A 17,109-nucleotide genomic window follows, 5' to 3' on the forward strand; every position below is an offset into this window, starting at 1 on the left:
GATGTTATGCAGAGGGGGTGGCGGCCCGCCAGAGTCCGGTCAGGGCAGCACCGCCGTGCCGTCCAGTTCCACCATGGCCTCCTCGTCCCAGAGCCGGTCCACTCCGATCACCGCCATCGCGGGATAGTCGCGGCCCGCCAACCGCCGCCAGATGCGGCCCAGTTCAGGGGAGTGCGCGCGATAGCCGGCGACATCGGTGGCGTAGACCGTGACACGGGCGAGGTCCTGCGGGGCGCCGCCGGCGGCCGCGAGTGCGGTGAGCAGATTCGCCAGGGCCGTCTCGAACTGCTCGGGCAGCGTCTCGCCGACGATCTTGCCGCCGGGGTCCAGCGCGGTCTGCCCGGCCAGGAACACCAGGCGCGAGCCGGTGGCCGTGATGGCGTGCGAGAAGCCGGTGGGGGGCGAGAGCTCGGCCGGATTGTGACGGTGCAGGCTCATGCGTGCGGCTCCTTGACGCTCATGCGTACAGCTCCCTGGCGATGATCGTGCGCTGGACCTCGGTCGCGCCCTCGTAGATCCGCGGCGCGCGGACCTCCCGGTACAGATGTTCCAGCAGATGACCGCGCTGGAGCCCGCGGGCGCCGTGCAGCTGGACGGCCGCGTCCACGACGTACTGCGCGGTCTCCGTCGCGAGCAGTTTCGCCATCGCGGACCGCTTCGGCACGTCGGCGGCCCTTTCGTCGTACGCAGCGGCTGCCGCATAGACCAGCAGCCGCGCGGCCTCGGTGCGGGTGGCCATCTCGGCGACCTGGTGGGCGACCGACTGGAGGTCCTTGAGCGGGCCGCCGAAGGCCGTGCGGTGGGCGGTGTGGTCGATGGCCGCGTCCAGGGCAGCCTGGGCCATACCGACGGCGAAGGCGCCGACGCTGGGCCGGAAGAGGTTCAGGGTGTTCATCGCGACACGGAAGCCACCGTCCACATCACCGAGGACATCGTCCCTGGTCACGGGCACATCGGCGAAGGTCAGAGCGCCGATGGGGTGCGGCGAGAGCATCTCCAGGGGGGTTCCGGTCAGTCCCGGCCGGTCGGCGGGGACGAGGAAGGCGGTCACGCCGCGCGCTCCTGCACCCTCGGTCGTACGGGCGAAGACGGTGTAGAAGTCGGCCTCGGGCGCGTTGGAGATCCAGCGCTTCTCGCCGCTGAGGCGCCAGCCCCCACGATCCGGCTCGGCCCGGAGGGCGAGGGCCGCCGCGTCCGAACCCGCATCCGGCTCGCTGAGCGCGAAGGCGGCCACGGCGCGCCCGATGATCACGTCGGGGAGCCAGCGCTCCTGCTGCGCCGCGGTGCCCGCCTGGACGATGGGGTAGCTGCCCAGGCCCTGGAGGGCCAGGGCGGTCTCGGCCTCCGTGCATCCGTGGGCGAGGGATTCGCGGAGCAGGCACAGTTCCAGCGCCCCGGCCCCGAACAGCCGGCCCAGGAGCCCCAGTTCACCGAGTGCCGCTACCAGGGGGCGATTGACGTGGCCCGGTTCCCCCTTGTCGGCGATCGGGCGGAGCTGCTCGGCGGCCAGCGTGCGCAGCTGAGCACATCGGGCGGTTTGTTCCGGATCGAGCGAGAATACGGGCATTCGTGCCCCCAATTCATGCGGCCGGGGATCCGGGCTGGGCCCCGGAAAAGCACGGTATCGCGGACTGTTGACTGTCGTCACCTTCACGATACGCTCGATTCGCGACCCCACCACGAGAAGGGGGCGAACCATGGAACTGTCACCCTCGGCCCACCGCGACACCTTTGCGCGCGACCACCTCCCGCCGCCCGGGCAGTGGCCGGAACTCCTCTTCGATCTGCCCGCGCTGCACTATCCACAGCGGCTCAACTGCGGAGCCGAACTGCTGGACCGTACGATCGAGCGCTTCGGCGCCGACCGGCCCGTCTTCCGGACCGGCGGCGGCGAGGTCTGGACCTACGGCGAGCTGCGGGACCAGGTCGACCGGATCGCGCATGTCCTCACCTCCGGCCTGGGCGTCGTCCCCGGTAGCCGCGTCCTGCTGCGCGGCCCGACCACGCCCTGGCTCGCCGCCTGCTGGCTGGCGGTGATGAAGGCGGGCGCGGTGGCCGTCACCGTGCTGGCCCAGCAGCGGGCCAAGGAACTGGCCACGGTGTGCGAGATCGCCGCCGTCAGCCACGCCCTGTGCGACATCCGCTCCCTCGACGACCTGGCCAAGGCCGAGGTGCCAGGGCTGAGCATCACGGCGTACGGCGGCGACGGGCCCGACGATCTGCTGCGGCTGGCCGCCGCCGGGCCCCCGGAGCCCTACGAGGCTGTCGAGACCGCGGCCGACGATGTCGCGCTGATCGCCTTCACCTCCGGCACGACCGGGCGGCCCAAGGGCTGTATGCACTTCCACCGCGACGTACTGGCCGTCGCGGACACGTTCTCCGCGCAGGTGCTGCGGCCGGAACCCGACGACGTCTTCGCGGGCAGCCCGCCGCTCGGCTTCACCTTCGGGCTCGGCGGCCTGGTGATCTTCCCGATGCGGGCCGGGGCGTCGGCGCTGCTGCTCGAACAGGCGGGCCCGGACCGGCTGTTGCCCGCGATCGCGGCCCACCGGGTGTCGGTTCTGTTCACCGCGCCGACGGCGTACCGGGTGATGCTGGAGCGCATCGACGAGTACGACACCGGCTCGCTGCGGCGGTGCGTGTCGGCGGGCGAGAATCTGCCCGCGGCCACCTGGCAGGCCTGGCAGGAGCGAACCGGGCTGCGCATCATCAACGGCATCGGCGCGACCGAGCTGCTGCACATATTCATCTCGGCGGCGGACGACGCGATCAGACCCGGCGCCACCGGGATACCGGTACCGGGCTGGAAGGCCCGCGTCGTGGACCGCTCAGGGGTTCCGGTTCCGGACGGCGAGCCGGGACTGCTCGCCGTGCGCGGCCCGGTGGGCTGCCGCTATCTGAACGACCCGCGACAGCTGGATTATGTGCACGAGGGCTGGAATCTCACGGGTGACACGTACGTGCGCGACCCCGACGGCTATTTCCGCTATGTCGCCCGCGCCGACGACATGATCATCTCGGCCGGGTACAACATCGCCGGGCCCGAGGTGGAGGAGGCGCTGCTGCGGCATCCGGACGTGGCGGAGGCCGCGGTGATCGGCCGCGAGGACGACCTGCGCGGACAGATCGTGGTCGCGTATGTCGTCCTGCGGGAAGGCGTCCCGAGGGGCGAGGAGACCGTGGAGGCGCTCACCGACGCGGTCAAGCGGCGGCTGACCCCGTACAAGTGCCCCCGCGAGATCGTCTTCCTGGATGCGCTGCCCCGCACGCCCACCGGCAAGCTGCAGCGCTTCCGCCTGCGGGCTCTAAAGTGATCACGTGGCCGAGCAGCACACTCCCCGTTCCCTGATCGTCTCCCTGTACGGCGCGTACGGACGCGAACGGCCGGGTCCCCTTCCCGTGGCCGAACTCATCCGTCTGCTGGCTGTTCTCGGCGTCGACGCCCCGTCCGTGCGCTCATCGGTCTCCCGGCTCAAACGCCGCGGCCTGCTGGTCCCCGAACGCACCGAGGACGACGCGGCCGGGTACGCCCTGTCGGACGACGCCCGCCAGCTGCTCGACGACGGCGACCGGCGAATCTACGCCCGCCAATCGCCCCTGCTGTCCGAGGGCTGGGTGCTCGCGGTCTTCTCGGTGCCCGAGGCCGAACGCCACAAGCGCCATCTGCTGCGCTCAAGGCTCGGGCGGCTCGGCTTCGGCTCGGCCGCCCCGGGCGTGTGGATCGCGCCCGCGCGGCTGTACGAGGAGGCCCGGCACACGCTGCGCCGGCTCCAACTCGACCCGTACGTCGAGCTGTTCCGCGGCGAGCATCTCGGCTTCGCGGCGACGGCGGAGGCGGTGGCGCGCTGGTGGGACCTGGGTGCGATCGCCAAGGAGCACGAGGAGTTCCTCGATCTGCACGAGCCGAGACTGCGGGCGTGGGAGGCGCGCGGCGAGCTGCCCCCGATGGAGGCGTACCGCGACTATCTTCCGGCGCTGGACTCCTGGCGGCGGCTGCCGTACATCGATCCGGGGCTGCCGGCCGAACTGCTGCCGCAGGGCTGGCCGGGGGGACGGTCGGCGGAGGTCTTCGCCCGGCTGCACGCGCTGCTGCGGGACGCGGGAGCGGCGTTCGTACAGGCGTGAGTCTGCGAAAGCGCTCAGCTCAGGGTGAGCCGGGGCTTGGGCGCGTCCGTCCGGCCGGTCGGGGGCCTGCGACTGCCTGCCGCGTACTGGTCGGGCCAGATCGCTCCCGGCCCCTTGTAGTTCTGTTCGGCGGCCGCGTGCAGGGTCCAGTGCGGATCGTAGAGATGCGGCCTGGCCAGCGCGCAGAGGTCGGCGCGGCCGGCCAGCAGAAGCGAGTTGACGTCGTCCCAGGAGGAGATGGCGCCGACCGCGATGACGGGAATGCCGAGCGTGTTGCGGATCCGGTCGGCGTACGGGGTCTGGTACGAGCGGCCGTACTCCGGCTGTTCGTCGGACACGACCTGTCCCGTGGAGACGTCGATCGCGTCGGCGCCGTGGGCGGCGAACGCGCGGGCGATCTCGACGGCGTCCTCGGCGGTGTTGCCGCCCTGCGCCCAGTCGGTGGCGGAGATACGGATGGTTATGGGCCGGTCGTCGGGCCAGACCGCGCGCATCGCGTCGAAGACTTCGAGGGGGAAGCGAAGGCGGTTCTGCAAGGAGCCGCCATAGGCGTCGGTGCGCTGATTGGTCAGCGGGGAGAGGAAGCCGGAGAGGAGGTAGCCGTGGGCGCAGTGGAGTTCGAGCAGGTCGAAACCGCACTCGTCCGCGCGCCTGGTCGCGTCGGCGAACTGCTCGCGGATCTGGGCGAGTCCGTCGCGGTCGAGCTCCTGCGGGACCTGGTTCACGCCGGGACGGTAGGAGAGCGGTGAGGCCGCGACGAGAGGCCAGTTTCCCTCGTCGAGCGGCTCGTTAATGCCCTCCCACATGAGCTTGGTGGAACCCTTGCGGCCAGAGTGCCCGAGCTGGACACCGATCGCGGTGCCGGGTGCGTGGAGGTGCACGAAGTCGGTGACCCGGCGCCAGGAGGCGCCCTGCTCGGGGGTGTAGAGGCCCGTGCAGCCGGGGGTGATACGGCCCTGTGCGCTCACGCACACCATCTCGGTCATCACCAGACCCGCACCGCCGAGGCCCCGCGCGCCCAGGTGGACCAGATGAAAGTCGCCGGGGACACCGTCCTTGGCGGAATACATGTCCATGGGCGAGACGACCACGCGGTTGCGCAGGGTCAGCCCGCGCAGCGTGAGGGGCGTGAACATCGGCGGGGTGGCGGGCGGAGCGCCGAAGTCGCGCTCGACGGCATCGGTGAACCCCGGGTCGCGCAACCGCAGATTGTCATGAGTGACGCGGCGGCTGCGGGTGAGCAGATTGAACGCGAACTGCCGGGCCGGCTGGTCGAGATACGTGCCCAGCTCCTCGAACCAGCGCAGACTGGCGGCGGCCGCGCGCTGCGTGGACTCGACGACGGGGCGGCGCTCGCTCTCGTACGCGGCGAGTGCAGCGGGGAGGTCGGGCTGCTCCTCGATGCAGGCGGCGAGCGCGAGGGCGTCCTCGACGGCGAGCTTGGTGCCGGAGCCGATGGAGAAGTGCGCCGTGTGGGCGGCGTCGCCCAGCAGCACCGTATTGCCGTGGGACCAGTGGTCGTTGACGACGGTACGGAACGCGATCCAGGCGGAGTTGTTGCCGTGCAGCGGCCGGCCGTCGAGCGCGTCGGCGAAGATCTTGGCGCACCGGTCGATGGACTCCTGCTCGTCGCAGCGGTCGAGACCGGCCGCCCGCCAGACCTCCTCACGCATTTCGACGATGACGGTGCTGGCGCCGGGCGAATAGGGGTAGCCGTGCAGCTGCATCGCGCCGTGCTCGGTCTCGGCGACCTCGAAACGGAAGGCGTCGAAGGCGAAGTCGGCGGCAAGCCAGATGTAGCGGCAGCGGTGGGTGGTGATGTGCGGGGCGAAGGCATCGGCGTGCGCCTCGCGGGTGAGGCTGTTCACGCCGTCCGCGGCGATGACCAGGTCGTGGGTCGTGGCGAGTTCGGCGGCTGACGGGGCGGGGGTGCGCAGGCGGAGGTCCACGCCGAGACCGGCGCAGCGGTCATGGAGGATCTGCAGAAGCCGGCGCCGGCCGAGGGCTGCGAAGCCGTGGCCGCCGGAGGTGAGGGTGCGTCCGCGGTGGACGATGTCGATGTCGTCCCAGCGGACGAACTCGTCCTGGAGCGCGCGGTAGATGACGGGGTCGGCGTGCTCGATCCCGCCGAGGGTCTCGTCGGAGAGGACGACGCCGAAGCCGAAGGTGTCGTCGGGGGCGCCGCGCTCCCAGACGGTGATCTCGCGGTCGGGGTCGAGGCGCTTGAGCAGGGCGGCGGCGTACAGGCCGCCGGGGCCGCCGCCGATGATGGCGACGCGGAGGGGGTGGGGCTCCGCACCGGACCCCGTACGGCCTGTGGCCGTTGCCTCAAACGCCGGACGGGCTGAAATGGCGCCCCGGGACGACGGGGGTCGCATGGTCAGCGCCCCCGCCACTTCGGGGCGCGCTTCTCCGTGAATGCCGCGTGGAATTCCGCGTAGTCCTCGCCGTTCATCAGCAGCGCCTGCGTCGCCGCGTCCAGTTCCACCGAGGCCGCGAGCGGCATGTCGAGCTCGGAGGTGAGCAGGGCCTTGGTCTGGGCGTAGGCCAGGGCCGGGCCCTGCGCGAGATGGCGGGCCAGCTCGGCCGACCGCGCGTCCGCCTGACCCTCTTCCGTCAACTCGCTGATCAGGCCGATCCGTTCGGCCTCGGGAGCGCGGACCGGTTCGCCGAGCATCAGCAGTCGCGTGGCGTGGCCGAGGCCGACGACCCTCGGCAGCAGATACGCCGCCCCCATGTCGCCGCCCGAGAGGCCGACCTTGGTGAACAGGAAGGCGAAACGCGCGGACGGGTCCGCGATGCGGAAGTCCGCGGCCAGCGCCAGTACCGCCCCCGCGCCCGCCGCGATGCCGTGGACCGCCACGATCACCGGGAAGGGGCACTCGCGCAGCGCCCGTACGACCTGACCGGTCATCCGGTTGAAGTCGAGGAGCTGGGCGGTGTCCATGGAGAGGGTCGCGCCGATGATCTCGTCGACGTCCCCGCCGGAGCAGAACCCGCGCCCTTCGCCGCCCAGCACCAGCGCCCGTACGGACCGCTCCCGTGACAGCTCGGCGAGCAGATCACGCAGGTCGGCGTAGGCGCCGAAGGTGAGGGCATTGAGCTTCTCGGGGCGGGCGAGGGTGACGGTCGCGACGCCGTCCTGCGTGCTGAGCCGCAGATGGCGCCAGCGCTCGGTGCGCTGCGCGGAGCCGGAAAAGGGGCTCATGGAGTGTGGCCTCCTTCAGGCGGGCGGTCTGCTGCTGCCCGCCCTTCCGAAGTTATCACTCTTACGTGACTCCCGTCACGACTACGCGATACGAGCTTTGTAGCCGGTTTGTACCGAGACAAAGGTCCCGTATCAGCCGTGGCACAGGTCCTGTCCAAGACGGGCCCGGGCCCCTGCTTCGCCCCCTGGCCTCTCTAGGGTTGACATCCGGACCTCCCCGTCGAACGGAAGCCCGCCTTGCTCGAAGCCTCCGGCCCCGCCTCCTGGCGCGTCGCCCTGCCGCACTCGGCGGCCGCCGTGCCCATCGCCCGCGCCCTGGTGCGTACGGCGCTGGCGGACATCGAGCCGTCGGCGGACCGCGACACGGCCGAGCTGCTCACGGCGGAGCTCGTCGCCAACGCCGTGGAGCACACGCGTGGCGGGGGCCCCATCCATCTGGTGGTGGAGCTGCTCCCGACGGGCTGCCAGGTGGAGGTCCACGACGCGGACCCGGCCCCGCCGAGCCGGCTGTCCACGCACGCACCCGAGCCCGACGCCATGCAGGAGCACGGCCGGGGGCTGCTGCTGATACGGGCGCTGAGCTCGGCCTGCGGGCACCGGGCCACCGACGCCGGCAAGGCGGTCTGGTTCACCCTCCCGTCGCGGAGCTGACGGCCCCCTGACGGCTCCCTCAGCCGAGCGTGGCCACCATGATCGCCTTGATCGTGTGCATCCGGTTCTCCGCCTCGTCGAACACGACGGAGTGCTCCGACTCGAAGACCTCGTCGGTGACTTCGAGCTCGGTCAGACCGTGCCTCTCATAGATCTCACGGCCGATCTTGGTTCCCAGGTCGTGGAAGGCGGGGAGGCAGTGCAGGAACTTCACGTCTGCGTTGCCGGTGGCGCGCAGCACGTCCATGGTCACGGCGTACGGGCCGAGCAGCGCGATCCGCTCGTCCCACACCTCCTTCGGCTCCCCCATCGAGACCCATACGTCGGTGGCGACGAAGTCCGCGCCGCGCACGCCCTCCGTGACATCCTCGGTCAGCGTGACGCTGCCACCGGACACCTTGGCCAGCCCGCACGCCAGGTCCACGATCGTGTCGTCGGGCCACAGCAGCCGGGGGGCGACGATCCGCACGTCCATGCCCAGCAGCGCGCCGGTGACCAGGTAGGAGTTGCCCATGTTGTAGCGGGCGTCGCCGAGATAGGCGTACGCGACCTGGTCCAGCGGCTTGTCGGTGTGCTCGGTCATCGTCAGCGCGTCGGCGAGCATCTGGGTGGGGTGCCATTCGTCGGTGAGCCCGTTGTAGACGGGGACACCGGCGTGCACGGCGAGTTCCTCCACCACGCCCTGGCCGTGCCCGCGGTACTCGATGGCGTCGTACATCCGGCCGAGTACGCGCGCGGTGTCCTTCACGGACTCCTTGTGTGCGATCTGTGAGCCGACGGGGTCGAGATAGGTCGTCGCGGCGCCCTGGTCGGCGGCCGCGACCTCGAAGGCGCAGCGGGTACGGGTGGAGGTCTTCTCGAAGATCAGCGCGATGTTCCTGCCCCGCAGCCGCTGGACCTCGGCCCCCGCCCGCTTGGCCGCCTTCAGCTCCGCGGCCAGATCGATCAGGCCGCGGAACTCCTCGGCGGTGAAGTCCAGCTCCTTGAGGAAGTGGCGGCCTTCGAGATGTATCGCCATGGTGGCTGCTGCTCCTGGGTCGCGAATGCGGGGACCGTGGAAGTATATACGTACTCCTGCATTGCTATACAGACGGTCCGGCCGGGCAGTCCCGGCCGGCTAGACGGCGTCGCGCTCGAACGGACAGCTCATACAGCGAGGGCCTCCCCGGCCCCGGCCCAGTTCGCTGCCGGGGATCTCTATCACTTCGATGCCCTGCTTGCGCAGATGGGTGTTCGTCGTGACATTGCGCTCGTACGCGACGACGACACCCGGCTCGACGGCGAGGACATTGCAGCCGTCGTCCCACTGCTCGCGCTCCGCCGCGTGCACATCCTGGGTCGCCGTGAGCACCCGGATCTCCTTCAGACCGAGCGCCGCCGCGATCGCGCTGTGCATGTGCTCCGGCGGATGGTCGGTGACCTTCAGCGCCTGCCTGCCCTCGGCCGGTTCGATGGTGTACGAGCGGAGCATCCCGAGCCCCGCGTACTGGGTGAAGACGTCGCGGTCGACCATCGTCATCACGGTGTCGAGATGCATCAGAGCCCGCCGCTTGGGCATGTCGAGCGCCACGATGGTCCGCGCGGAACCGGCCGCGAACATCCCGCGCGCCAGCATCTCCACGGCCTGGGGGGTGGTGCGCTCGCTCATGCCGATCAGCACCGCACCGTTGCCGATCACCAGGACGTCACCACCCTCGATGGTCGAGGGATAGTCGTCCTGCCCCTCCGACCAGTGATGGAACTCCCCCGCCTGCGGACTGGTGAAGAGCGGGTGGTGCTTGTAGATCGCCTCGAAGTGGACCGTCTCGCGCTGCCGCGCGGGCCAGCGCATGGCGTTGATGGAGACGCCGTCGTAGATCCAGGCGGAGGTGTCGCGGGTGAAGAGGTGGTTGGGCAGCGGGCCGAGGAGAAAGTCGTCCAGGTCCATCACATGGAAGCGGACGGAGGTCGGCTCGGGATGACCGGCGAGGAACTCCCGTTTGGTCATGCCACCCACCAGCGCCTCCACCAGGTCGGCGGAGGGCAGCTCGTCGAAGACCGCGCGGAGGTGATCCGTGGCGAGCGGACCGTACTCCTTCTCGTTGAAGACCCGGTCCAGGACGAGCTTCCTGGCTTCCGGGATCTCCAGCGACTCGCGCAGCAGGTCGCCGAAGAGATGCACCTCCACCCCGCGGTCTCGCAGCACGTCGGCGAACCCGTCATGCTCCTGGCGGGCACGGCGCACCCACAGGACGTCGTCGAAGAGCAGCGCGTCCTTGTTGCTGGGCGTGAGGCGCTTCAGCTCCAGATCGGGCCTGTGCAGTATGACCTGGCGCAGCCGCCCGGTCTCGGAGTCGACATGGAATCCCATGACCCCATCCTCACCCGCGCTGAGCGCCATTCAACCTGCGAACAGCTACTCATCCGGTGAATCTTGATGGTCCGCGAGCGTTCACACGACGTTCCACAGCACCACGAGGAGGGCAACGGCCACCACGAGGACCCCGGCGAGGGCCACGACGATCATCCGGCCGTCCTGTGGAGCGGACCGGTCGGGATCGCGCGGGGCCGCCGAAGGCGGCGGGGGCCGGTCCGGCACAGGGCGGTCCGGGAGCCCGTGCGGGACCGACCGGGCTTCGGGGGCGACAGTGTCCGGCCGGCGCATTCCCTGCGCCGCGCTGAGCAGGGAGAACCACACGGCCTCGGGCAGTCCGGGCCGCTCGCCCGACGCTATCTGCCAGACCGCGGCGCGCCCGGCCCGGTGCGGTCCGGTGCTCAGCCGCGGCAACAGCTCGGCCAGCCGGGTGTTCGCGGCCGGGTCCTTCAGCTCGGGCCGGATCGCCCAGCTGTACAGCGCTGCGGCGTTGGCGGCCCGGATCTCGTCACCGGGACCTCCGATGCCGAGCCCGTGCGCCTCGGTCAGAAAGAGGTCCAGGTCGAGGAGGGTGTCGCACAGCTGACGGCGATGGCGCTGCGGCCACTGGGGCCACCTGCGGGCGATCTCCGCCATCACGAGTGTCAGTGCCTCGTAGTGGATGCTCGCCCGCAGCGCGTACAGAAGATCCTCGTCCGCGGCGCCCCGCACCACGGTTCTGGCCTGGGCCTCGGAGCCGTTGTAGCGATCGGGGAAGGCGGCGAGGACGCTCTGGAGGTCCTGGTGCTCGACGGTGGGCCGGCCGCGCCGGCCGCGGGGGACGAGGCGGCGCGGGCTGCCCTGCGGGAGCGGCCATTCCGGCCGGACGACGCGGACTTCGGGCTCGGCCGCGGGGACCGGGGACGGTTGCGGGACCGTGCGCGGGCCGGGGAGCGGGCTCGGGTGCGAAGCCGGCTGCGCGACGGTCCGGGGCTGCTGCACCGGGGGCCGTTGATGCGTCGTATGCGGCTCGCGCCGGGAATACGGATCCGGCTTGGCGTACCTCTCGCGCTCGGCGTACAGGTCCGGTCTGGCGTACGTCTCGCGCTCGGCGTGCGGGTCCGGCTGCCTGGCGTAGGGCGCACGTGCTTGGGGCACCGGCGCCTCCCACGGCGGCGGACGGTGTTCCTCCGCCCGGCGAGTGCGGTCCCGTCCCGCGCTCTCCAGGGCCGACACGGCGCGCTCCACCGTGTCCAGCAGCGTTTCGCGCCCGCCCCCGTTCCCCGCCCGCCGCGCGGCTGCCTGCCTGAGCTCCCTGTCGACCTCGAACTCCCGCCCCTCGACCTGCGCCCGCACATGGTGACGGACCAGTTCGGACGCGAGCTGCTGGGCACGGTCCCGGCGGCGCTCCAGCGGATCCGTACGCAGCCGCTGGGTGTCCTGAGCCGCCGCGCCCGGCCAGCTCCGCACGAAGACGAAGCGCAGCAGCGGCGTCTCGGCGGTGTCGTGAGTGGCGAAGGTCCAGCCCTTCTCGAAGAGTCCGCCGAAGATGCCCGCCATTCCCCACAGCACCCGGCAGGCGCTGTCGCCGCCCTGCCGGTCGAGCACCGTGAAGCAGTGACGCGGATGGCGCAGATACTCCGCGACCAGGCCGGTCAGTTCCTCGTCCACATCCGCCAGGCTCCCCGCCAGCCGGCGCTGTCCCTCGATGGCCGAGCCGATCAGCTCGGCCGCGCGCACGTGGCCGAGGGGCCCGCGGACTTCGTCCAGGGGCAGTTGGCTGCCCTCCCAGCGCCAGGTGTGCAGCCCGAGGCAGGTCTCGGGGTCGAGTGTCTGGGACGACCCGAGCAGCGCATGGCAGATCGTCTGGGTGCGTCCGCTCTCGTCGCGCCAAGGAGTGCGGTGCAGCAGCAGCGCACTGTTGTCGCGTTCCAGCCGGACCAGCGCCGGCACCGTGTCCTCGCCGGTCGCCCGCAGCAGCGCGGCCGCGCTGCGAAAGACGATGTCGGCGTGCTCCTGACCGCAGGACCAGGCCACCGGGCCGAATCCCGTGGTGCCCGAAGCGTTGTCCGCGTCCCAGCGGAAGACGATCTGGTCCACCGATTCCTCTTGCCGGACCATCAGACGCCCACCTCTCTCGGCTCCGCACCCGGCAGGAGCCCGCACATGGCGAAGATCGACAGCAGTGGCGCCAGCACCCGGCGTGGCCTGACACCGTGGGGGAATTCGTCGCCCCTCGCCTGTCCCCCGGTCGCCGCCACGAAGTGCAGCGTGCAGCGGGCACAGTCGTCGAACGGCTTGAGCCAGGCGGAGCTGGCGTGATGCGACACGAACGCGTAGGCGTCGCGGCTCTCCGCCCGTACCGCTTCCGCGTCGAAGTGAGTTGGCAGGGCGCGGCCCAGCCAGCGGTCCACGGACGGGTCGAAGCGCACCAGGTCGCTCTTGTTCACCGCGACCGCCGCCGGGGCCTCGATATAGGGCCCGCGCCGCGGAATCCGGTTGAGGACGGTGGTGAACGCCTCGTCGCCCAGATCCCGCCGCCGCAGCTTGTTGCGCTCGCGCACCGGGTCGAGGAAAGGCAGCCGCAGTGCCCGCAGCGGATCCAGGACGAAGATGAAGGCGCCGACCCCCATCAGAAATCCGGTCACCTCCCCCTCCTCGGCCAGGTCCTCACCGGCGAGGTCGAAGAAGACGACCGGCCTGGTCGCCCCGCGCCCGGTGACGAGGAGACCGTCGGCGAAGCGCGCGAAGGTCTGCTGTCCCGTGCGGGCCAGCTGCTTTCCCTGGTGCAGTCCCTGCACCCGCTCCCGCAGAAAGGTGCGGTGCGAAGCCGGGTTGAGCGGCAGGCACTTGAGTCCGTACGGCTCGAGGCCGCCCTGCTCGATCTCGCCGAGCATGGCGGCCAGCAGATGCGTCTTGCCCACGGCCGAGCTGCCCACCAGGGCGATGGACAGCGGTTCGCCGTTGGTCAGATACGGGACCGGCAGCTCGTGGGACCTGTCCCCGTCGGCGTGGGGGCAGCGGTGAAACGCCTGGCGCAGCGCGTCCTGACGGTGTGCGGGGCGGTGTTCCGTACTGAGGTCGAGCGGTACGCGGTCGCCCTTGGCGGAGATGGTGATGAGCATGCTCTCGTCGAAGGTGACCGGGAGCAGGCAGTGGGGGCAGAGCCGGGAGCGGGTGGGCGCGGGCGGCTCGGGGGCGGGCTGTGCGGGTCCTGCTCCGTTCGCCTGCGGGGGCACGCCCAGCAGCGAGCGCAGAGAGCGGCGGGCGGGTGCGGGCGGGGTGGTGATCACCTCGTCGGGGTGCCCGTCGAGGCCCAGCTCCCTTCGCTTGCGGGCGCGTTGCGCGTCGTATTCGGCACGCGCCCGGCCGAGGGGGTCGCTGGCCCCGGCGGCCGTGGCCAGCGGGTCGGAGACGTTGAGCAGCCGCATCAGTTCCGCCGGTGTGGGCCTCGCCTGCGCCAGCGGGGCGAACACACCGCCGTGGTCCAGTGCGGCCAGCCGCCGGAAGTCGGCGAGGTCGGCGGGCGGGCCCGTACCTTTGTCCGCCCGCCCCGAGAGCAGGAAGTACATCAGCTGGGCCACGGCCCACAGATCGTCCCTCGCATCGGCGACACCGGTGCCCTCGCGCTGCTCCGGCGACGCCCAGGGAGCCGCGCCGAACGCACTCCTGGGCTCCTTGGTGCGCAGCGCGCCATACGGCTCGGTGAGCCGCACATGGGTGCCGTCCCAGCTGACGGTCTCCGGGGCGATGGCCCGGTGTACGAGGCCCACGTCCTCCAGCAGCCGTACGGACAGGGTGAGTTGGGCGAGCACACGGTGCTGCTCGTCCACGCTCAGAGCGCCCCGCCGGGCGCTGATCGGCTCACCGCCGTGGATCCGGTAGAGGATGAAGGGTTCCGGGGCCTCCAGGTCGAAGCCGATCATCCGGGTGAAGACCTCGCCGAACCGCTCGGAGCCGTAGCGCCGCTCCAGGGCTACGGCCGCTGCCACCTCGCGCTCCAGCGTCCCGTACGCCTGGGGATCGCCCTGGGCCGAGAGCGGAAGCCGGTACTGGTGCACCTGCCAGCCCGCACCCAGGATCACCTTGCGGACGAGCAGCGAAGGCCGCTCGGGTGACGGCCGGTCCGCGCCGAAGCGGGCCGCGAACCGGACCGCATCCTCCTTGTGCGTGAAGAATCCCAGCTCGTCCGGTCCTGGTCCCTGCGCGAAGTGCGCGCCGCCTTCCGGCCGGTTCATGGCGCACCGCCCTCCTCTGACCTGACGGTGCGGACGGTCTCCGCGCGCAGCGGCACGAGCCGCAGTACGCCCGCGTGGCGGCCGGCAGCCGTCCACACCACGTCCTCGGCCGCGCCGCGCCAGCTGTCCTGGGTCTCGTCCGCTTCCGCGCCGCGGCGCATCGCCTCCGGGACGAACCGCACCTGGCGTACCGCCACGGGGTCCTTGGAGAGCATCCGCCGGTGTTCGGCACCGCACAGGGGTACGGTCTGCTCGGCCACCCCGCCCGATCCGAGGAGCGAGGCGACCCGCTCGGCCGAGACCCCGAGCAACTGGGATGCGCCCGGGCGCCGTTCGGGATGGGACGCGTAGGGCGGCGGCGAGGCCGCTCCGTCCCGCTGCAGCCGGGTGTGCACCTCGTCGAGCAGCTCGCCCATCGGCCGCTCCAGCGGCATCCGGCCCGCGTTCGACGGGTCACGTTCGACGGCTCCCCAACAGGGTTTGACGATGAGGGCCACTCCGTCCATGAGGTCGGACACGAGCGTGTCGACCAGCGCCGGTCCGCCGTCTCCCCGCTCCCGCTCCAGCCATGCGGGATCGGCGACGGGCTCGGCCTTCCAGGGTTCGGCGGTCGGCTGGTCCTTCCCGTCGGGCGGCAGGACCGCCTCCTGGGCCCGGGCGGGCTCGAAGAGGTCGGCGTGCTCCGGAAAACCGGCGGGCTGCGGACCACCCGCGGGACCGGCCGCCGCCGTGGCATCGAGCCAGCCGTCCTCGGCCGCGCTGTCGCCCCAGCTGTCCCAGCTCCATGGCGCGGACTGCGGATCCGCTCCCGTCGACGGCTCCGGCACCTGCTCCTCCTCCCGCGCCGCCACGGGCTGCGGCGAGCCGCCCGGAGTGTGCTGCTCCGCCGTGTCCGCGAGGCCCCGAAGGAGCAGGGAGACGGCTCGCGCGCCGTCCGAGCAGTGGTAGCGCGCATCCGCGAACAGCCAGTCGTGGACAGCCGTTTCGATGAGCAGCTGATCGACCTCCCCGACCAACTGGGCGGCGAACTCCGCATCCGTACCGCGCCACCAGGAGTCGACGGCAGCGGTCCAGTGGCGTACGGCCAGGAGGACCAGCAGCACCAGCGAGATCACCAGGGCGAGCGCACCGGCCCAGGCGGGCAGTGCAAGGAGCTGACCGGTGAGCGCCCCGGCGAGCCCGCCCGCCAGACCGCCGAACAGGCGGGGCGCGGCCCCCGAACTGCCACCGCCGTCGAGTCGTCCGTCGGGCGAGCGGTTCGGCCGGCGGCGCAGCATGAGGACGGCGAGTGCCGCCCCGGCAAGTCCGGTGGCCGGTCCCAGCGCCCAGCCGAGTCCGGGCCACAGCCCGGCGGCCAAAGCCAGCACGAAGGCCACCACGGCCGCGATGCGCCGTGAACCGCCCGCGGTGAAGGGCACGGGCGAGGTGAGATGCGCCAGATAGGTCCGGTCGCAGATCTCGTCGAGCCGGGCGAGCCTGGCCGTACTGCCTGCCGGGGCCGAGCGGTCCGAGAGCGCCGCAAGCCGGGCGGCGACCGAACGCAGTGGCAGGCGCCTGGCGATCAGGCTCTCCGTGAAGCCGCGGAGCCCCGGTCCGACACTGCTGCGGGAGACTTCGGGGATCTCCGGCAGATCGATACCGCGCTCCACGAGCCGACTGCGCTGCTCGGAGGTGAGCCGTACGCCGCCGCCGTCGGACAGCGCCCCGGCGATCGTCTCCTGGTACCCGGCCAGGGCGAACGACAGCCGTTCGAGGCGGCCGGGCACATCCGCCTCCCCGGCCTTCATGGTGAACAGCCCTCTCCAGCCGCGCACTTGCTCGTATCCGTCCACGGTGTCACGCAGGGCCGCGCCGCACTCCCGGTGCCGCGCCTCGGCCGGACCGCCGGGCAGCAGCCAGGCCCGGCCCTCCAGGTGACGCGGGACGAAGTCCCCGAGGAGAAGCGCCAGTTCGGCGGGGAGGGCGTCTCCCAGCGCGGGGGCGGGGCCATCCTGTCCGACGAGGCTCTCCAGCGCCTGCCACCAGGACCTGGTCCTGGCGTCGTCCGTCAGATCGTGTTCCAGGATGCGCACGGCAGGCACCGCGACGCCGTGCACGACATCCCCGAGCGCACTCAGCACGGCATCGAACACACCGGGCAGGACGAGGAGCTCGACGAGCGGGCGCAGAGCCTCGTCCGCCTCGGGCGTCCCGGGCCGAGGGCCGCCTCCCGTTGTGCCCGACCCGCCGGACACATCGAGGAGCCACAGCACACCGGCGGCGGGGGGCCGCAGGGTGAGCGGCCTTCGCAGGGTCCGGTCGTCTCCGGCGCCCAGCGCCAGACAGATCACCTGGGCCGGTCCGTAGGAGTAGAGCTGCTCGTAGAGGAGTTGATGTGCGATGAGGTCGCACGCGTCGTCGATGACGAGGAAGCGCCGCTCGTCGCCCTGCTGGGGCTCGTCCAGGGCGTCGGCCACCGCGCGTTCCAGCGGCGGGTTGCCGTCGGGCGGCCGGGCCGAGGACCGCAGGTCGAGGCAGACCGCATGGGAGGGAGTGTGGTGTTCGGGTGTCACGGC

At 71.6% G+C, this 17,109-nt stretch carries 12 protein-coding genes; 3 read left to right on the plus strand and 9 right to left on the minus strand.

The annotated features are described in order from the left end of the window. Positions 1–39 precede the first annotated feature (39 nt). Together OHA61_RS08555 and OHA61_RS08560 are read right to left on the minus strand one after the other, a co-directional pair. Positions 40–438 (minus strand): RidA family protein, encoded by a 399-nt coding sequence (locus tag OHA61_RS08555; RefSeq protein ID WP_406302529.1) that lies wholly within the window; start codon positions 436–438, stop codon positions 40–42. A 19-nt stretch (positions 439–457) separates the two neighbouring features. Next, on the minus strand, positions 458–1,567 hold the full coding sequence (locus tag OHA61_RS08560; protein WP_406302531.1) for an acyl-CoA dehydrogenase family protein: 1,110 nt from the start codon (positions 1,565–1,567) through the stop codon (positions 458–460). A 130-nt stretch (positions 1,568–1,697) separates the two neighbouring features. Between OHA61_RS08560 and OHA61_RS08565 the strand changes: the two genes are divergently transcribed. After that, complete coding sequence (locus tag OHA61_RS08565) at positions 1,698–3,314, plus strand: AMP-binding protein (protein WP_406302533.1); 1,617 nt, start codon at positions 1,698–1,700, stop codon at positions 3,312–3,314. Positions 3,315–3,318: 4 nt separating this feature from the next. Beyond that, complete coding sequence (locus tag OHA61_RS08570) at positions 3,319–4,125, plus strand: PaaX family transcriptional regulator C-terminal domain-containing protein (RefSeq protein WP_266481982.1); 807 nt, start codon at positions 3,319–3,321, stop codon at positions 4,123–4,125. A gap of 14 nt (positions 4,126–4,139) precedes the next feature. On the opposite strand, the gene OHA61_RS08575 is transcribed toward OHA61_RS08570, so the two are convergent. After that, positions 4,140–6,503: a bifunctional salicylyl-CoA 5-hydroxylase/oxidoreductase gene (locus OHA61_RS08575; protein ID WP_406302534.1), complete on the minus strand. Its 2,364-nt coding sequence runs from the start codon at positions 6,501–6,503 to the stop codon at positions 4,140–4,142. Positions 6,504–6,505: 2 nt separating this feature from the next. Further along, positions 6,506–7,333, minus strand: coding sequence for an enoyl-CoA hydratase family protein (locus OHA61_RS08580; protein WP_406302535.1), 828 nt, complete (start codon positions 7,331–7,333; stop codon positions 6,506–6,508). 237 nt (positions 7,334–7,570) lie between these two features. Here OHA61_RS08580 and OHA61_RS08585 point away from each other — a divergent pair, with 237 nt between their 5' ends. Continuing rightward, complete coding sequence (locus OHA61_RS08585; RefSeq protein WP_406302536.1) at positions 7,571–7,984, plus strand: ATP-binding protein; 414 nt, start codon at positions 7,571–7,573, stop codon at positions 7,982–7,984. Between the two features lie 19 nt (positions 7,985–8,003). Here OHA61_RS08585 and argF read toward each other — a convergent pair whose 3' ends face one another. The 5 genes from argF to OHA61_RS08610 form a co-directional block, all read right to left on the minus strand. Continuing rightward, complete coding sequence (gene argF / locus OHA61_RS08590) at positions 8,004–9,002, minus strand: ornithine carbamoyltransferase (protein WP_406302537.1); 999 nt, start codon at positions 9,000–9,002, stop codon at positions 8,004–8,006. 99 nt (positions 9,003–9,101) lie between these two features. Then, positions 9,102–10,334, minus strand: coding sequence for an arginine deiminase (locus OHA61_RS08595; protein ID WP_266481970.1), 1,233 nt, complete (start codon positions 10,332–10,334; stop codon positions 9,102–9,104). An 81-nt stretch (positions 10,335–10,415) separates the two neighbouring features. Continuing rightward, positions 10,416–12,437: a hypothetical protein gene (locus OHA61_RS08600; protein WP_406302538.1), complete on the minus strand. Its 2,022-nt coding sequence runs from the start codon at positions 12,435–12,437 to the stop codon at positions 10,416–10,418. Continuing rightward, positions 12,437–14,554 carry a hypothetical protein gene (locus OHA61_RS08605; protein ID WP_406302539.1) on the minus strand — a complete coding sequence of 706 codons (2,118 nt, stop codon included), beginning with the start codon at positions 14,552–14,554 and terminating at the stop codon, positions 12,437–12,439. Before OHA61_RS08605 ends, OHA61_RS08600 begins: the two co-directional genes overlap by 1 nt. After that, positions 14,551–17,106, minus strand: a complete 2,556-nt coding sequence (locus OHA61_RS08610) for a hypothetical protein (RefSeq protein ID WP_406302540.1) — start codon at positions 17,104–17,106, stop codon at positions 14,551–14,553. Before OHA61_RS08610 ends, OHA61_RS08605 begins: the two co-directional genes overlap by 4 nt. Positions 17,107–17,109: the final 3 nt, after the last annotated feature.

This window comes from Streptomyces sp. NBC_00885 (assembly GCF_045207475.1).
GTDB lineage: Bacteria > Actinomycetota > Actinomycetes > Streptomycetales > Streptomycetaceae > Streptomyces.

What these genes read in the sequence shown, in the direction of transcription:
- OHA61_RS08560 (WP_406302531.1), bottom strand. Translation starts at nt 1,567, where the DNA reads ATGCCCGTATTCTCGCTCGATCCGGAACAAACCGCCCGATGTGCTCAG.
- OHA61_RS08600 (WP_406302538.1), bottom strand. Translation starts at nt 12,437, where the DNA reads ATGGTCCGGCAAGAGGAATCGGTGGACCAGATCGTCTTCCGCTGGGAC.
- OHA61_RS08605 (WP_406302539.1), bottom strand. Translation starts at nt 14,554, where the DNA reads ATGAACCGGCCGGAAGGCGGCGCGCACTTCGCGCAGGGACCAGGACCG.
- OHA61_RS08575 (WP_406302534.1), bottom strand. Translation starts at nt 6,503, where the DNA reads ATGCGACCCCCGTCGTCCCGGGGCGCCATTTCAGCCCGTCCGGCGTTT.
- OHA61_RS08595 (WP_266481970.1), bottom strand. Translation starts at nt 10,334, where the DNA reads ATGGGATTCCATGTCGACTCCGAGACCGGGCGGCTGCGCCAGGTCATA.
- argF (WP_406302537.1), bottom strand. Translation starts at nt 9,002, where the DNA reads ATGGCGATACATCTCGAAGGCCGCCACTTCCTCAAGGAGCTGGACTTC.
- OHA61_RS08565 (WP_406302533.1), top strand. Translation starts at nt 1,698, where the DNA reads ATGGAACTGTCACCCTCGGCCCACCGCGACACCTTTGCGCGCGACCAC.
- OHA61_RS08555 (WP_406302529.1), bottom strand. Translation starts at nt 438, where the DNA reads ATGAGCCTGCACCGTCACAATCCGGCCGAGCTCTCGCCCCCCACCGGC.
- OHA61_RS08580 (WP_406302535.1), bottom strand. Translation starts at nt 7,333, where the DNA reads ATGAGCCCCTTTTCCGGCTCCGCGCAGCGCACCGAGCGCTGGCGCCAT.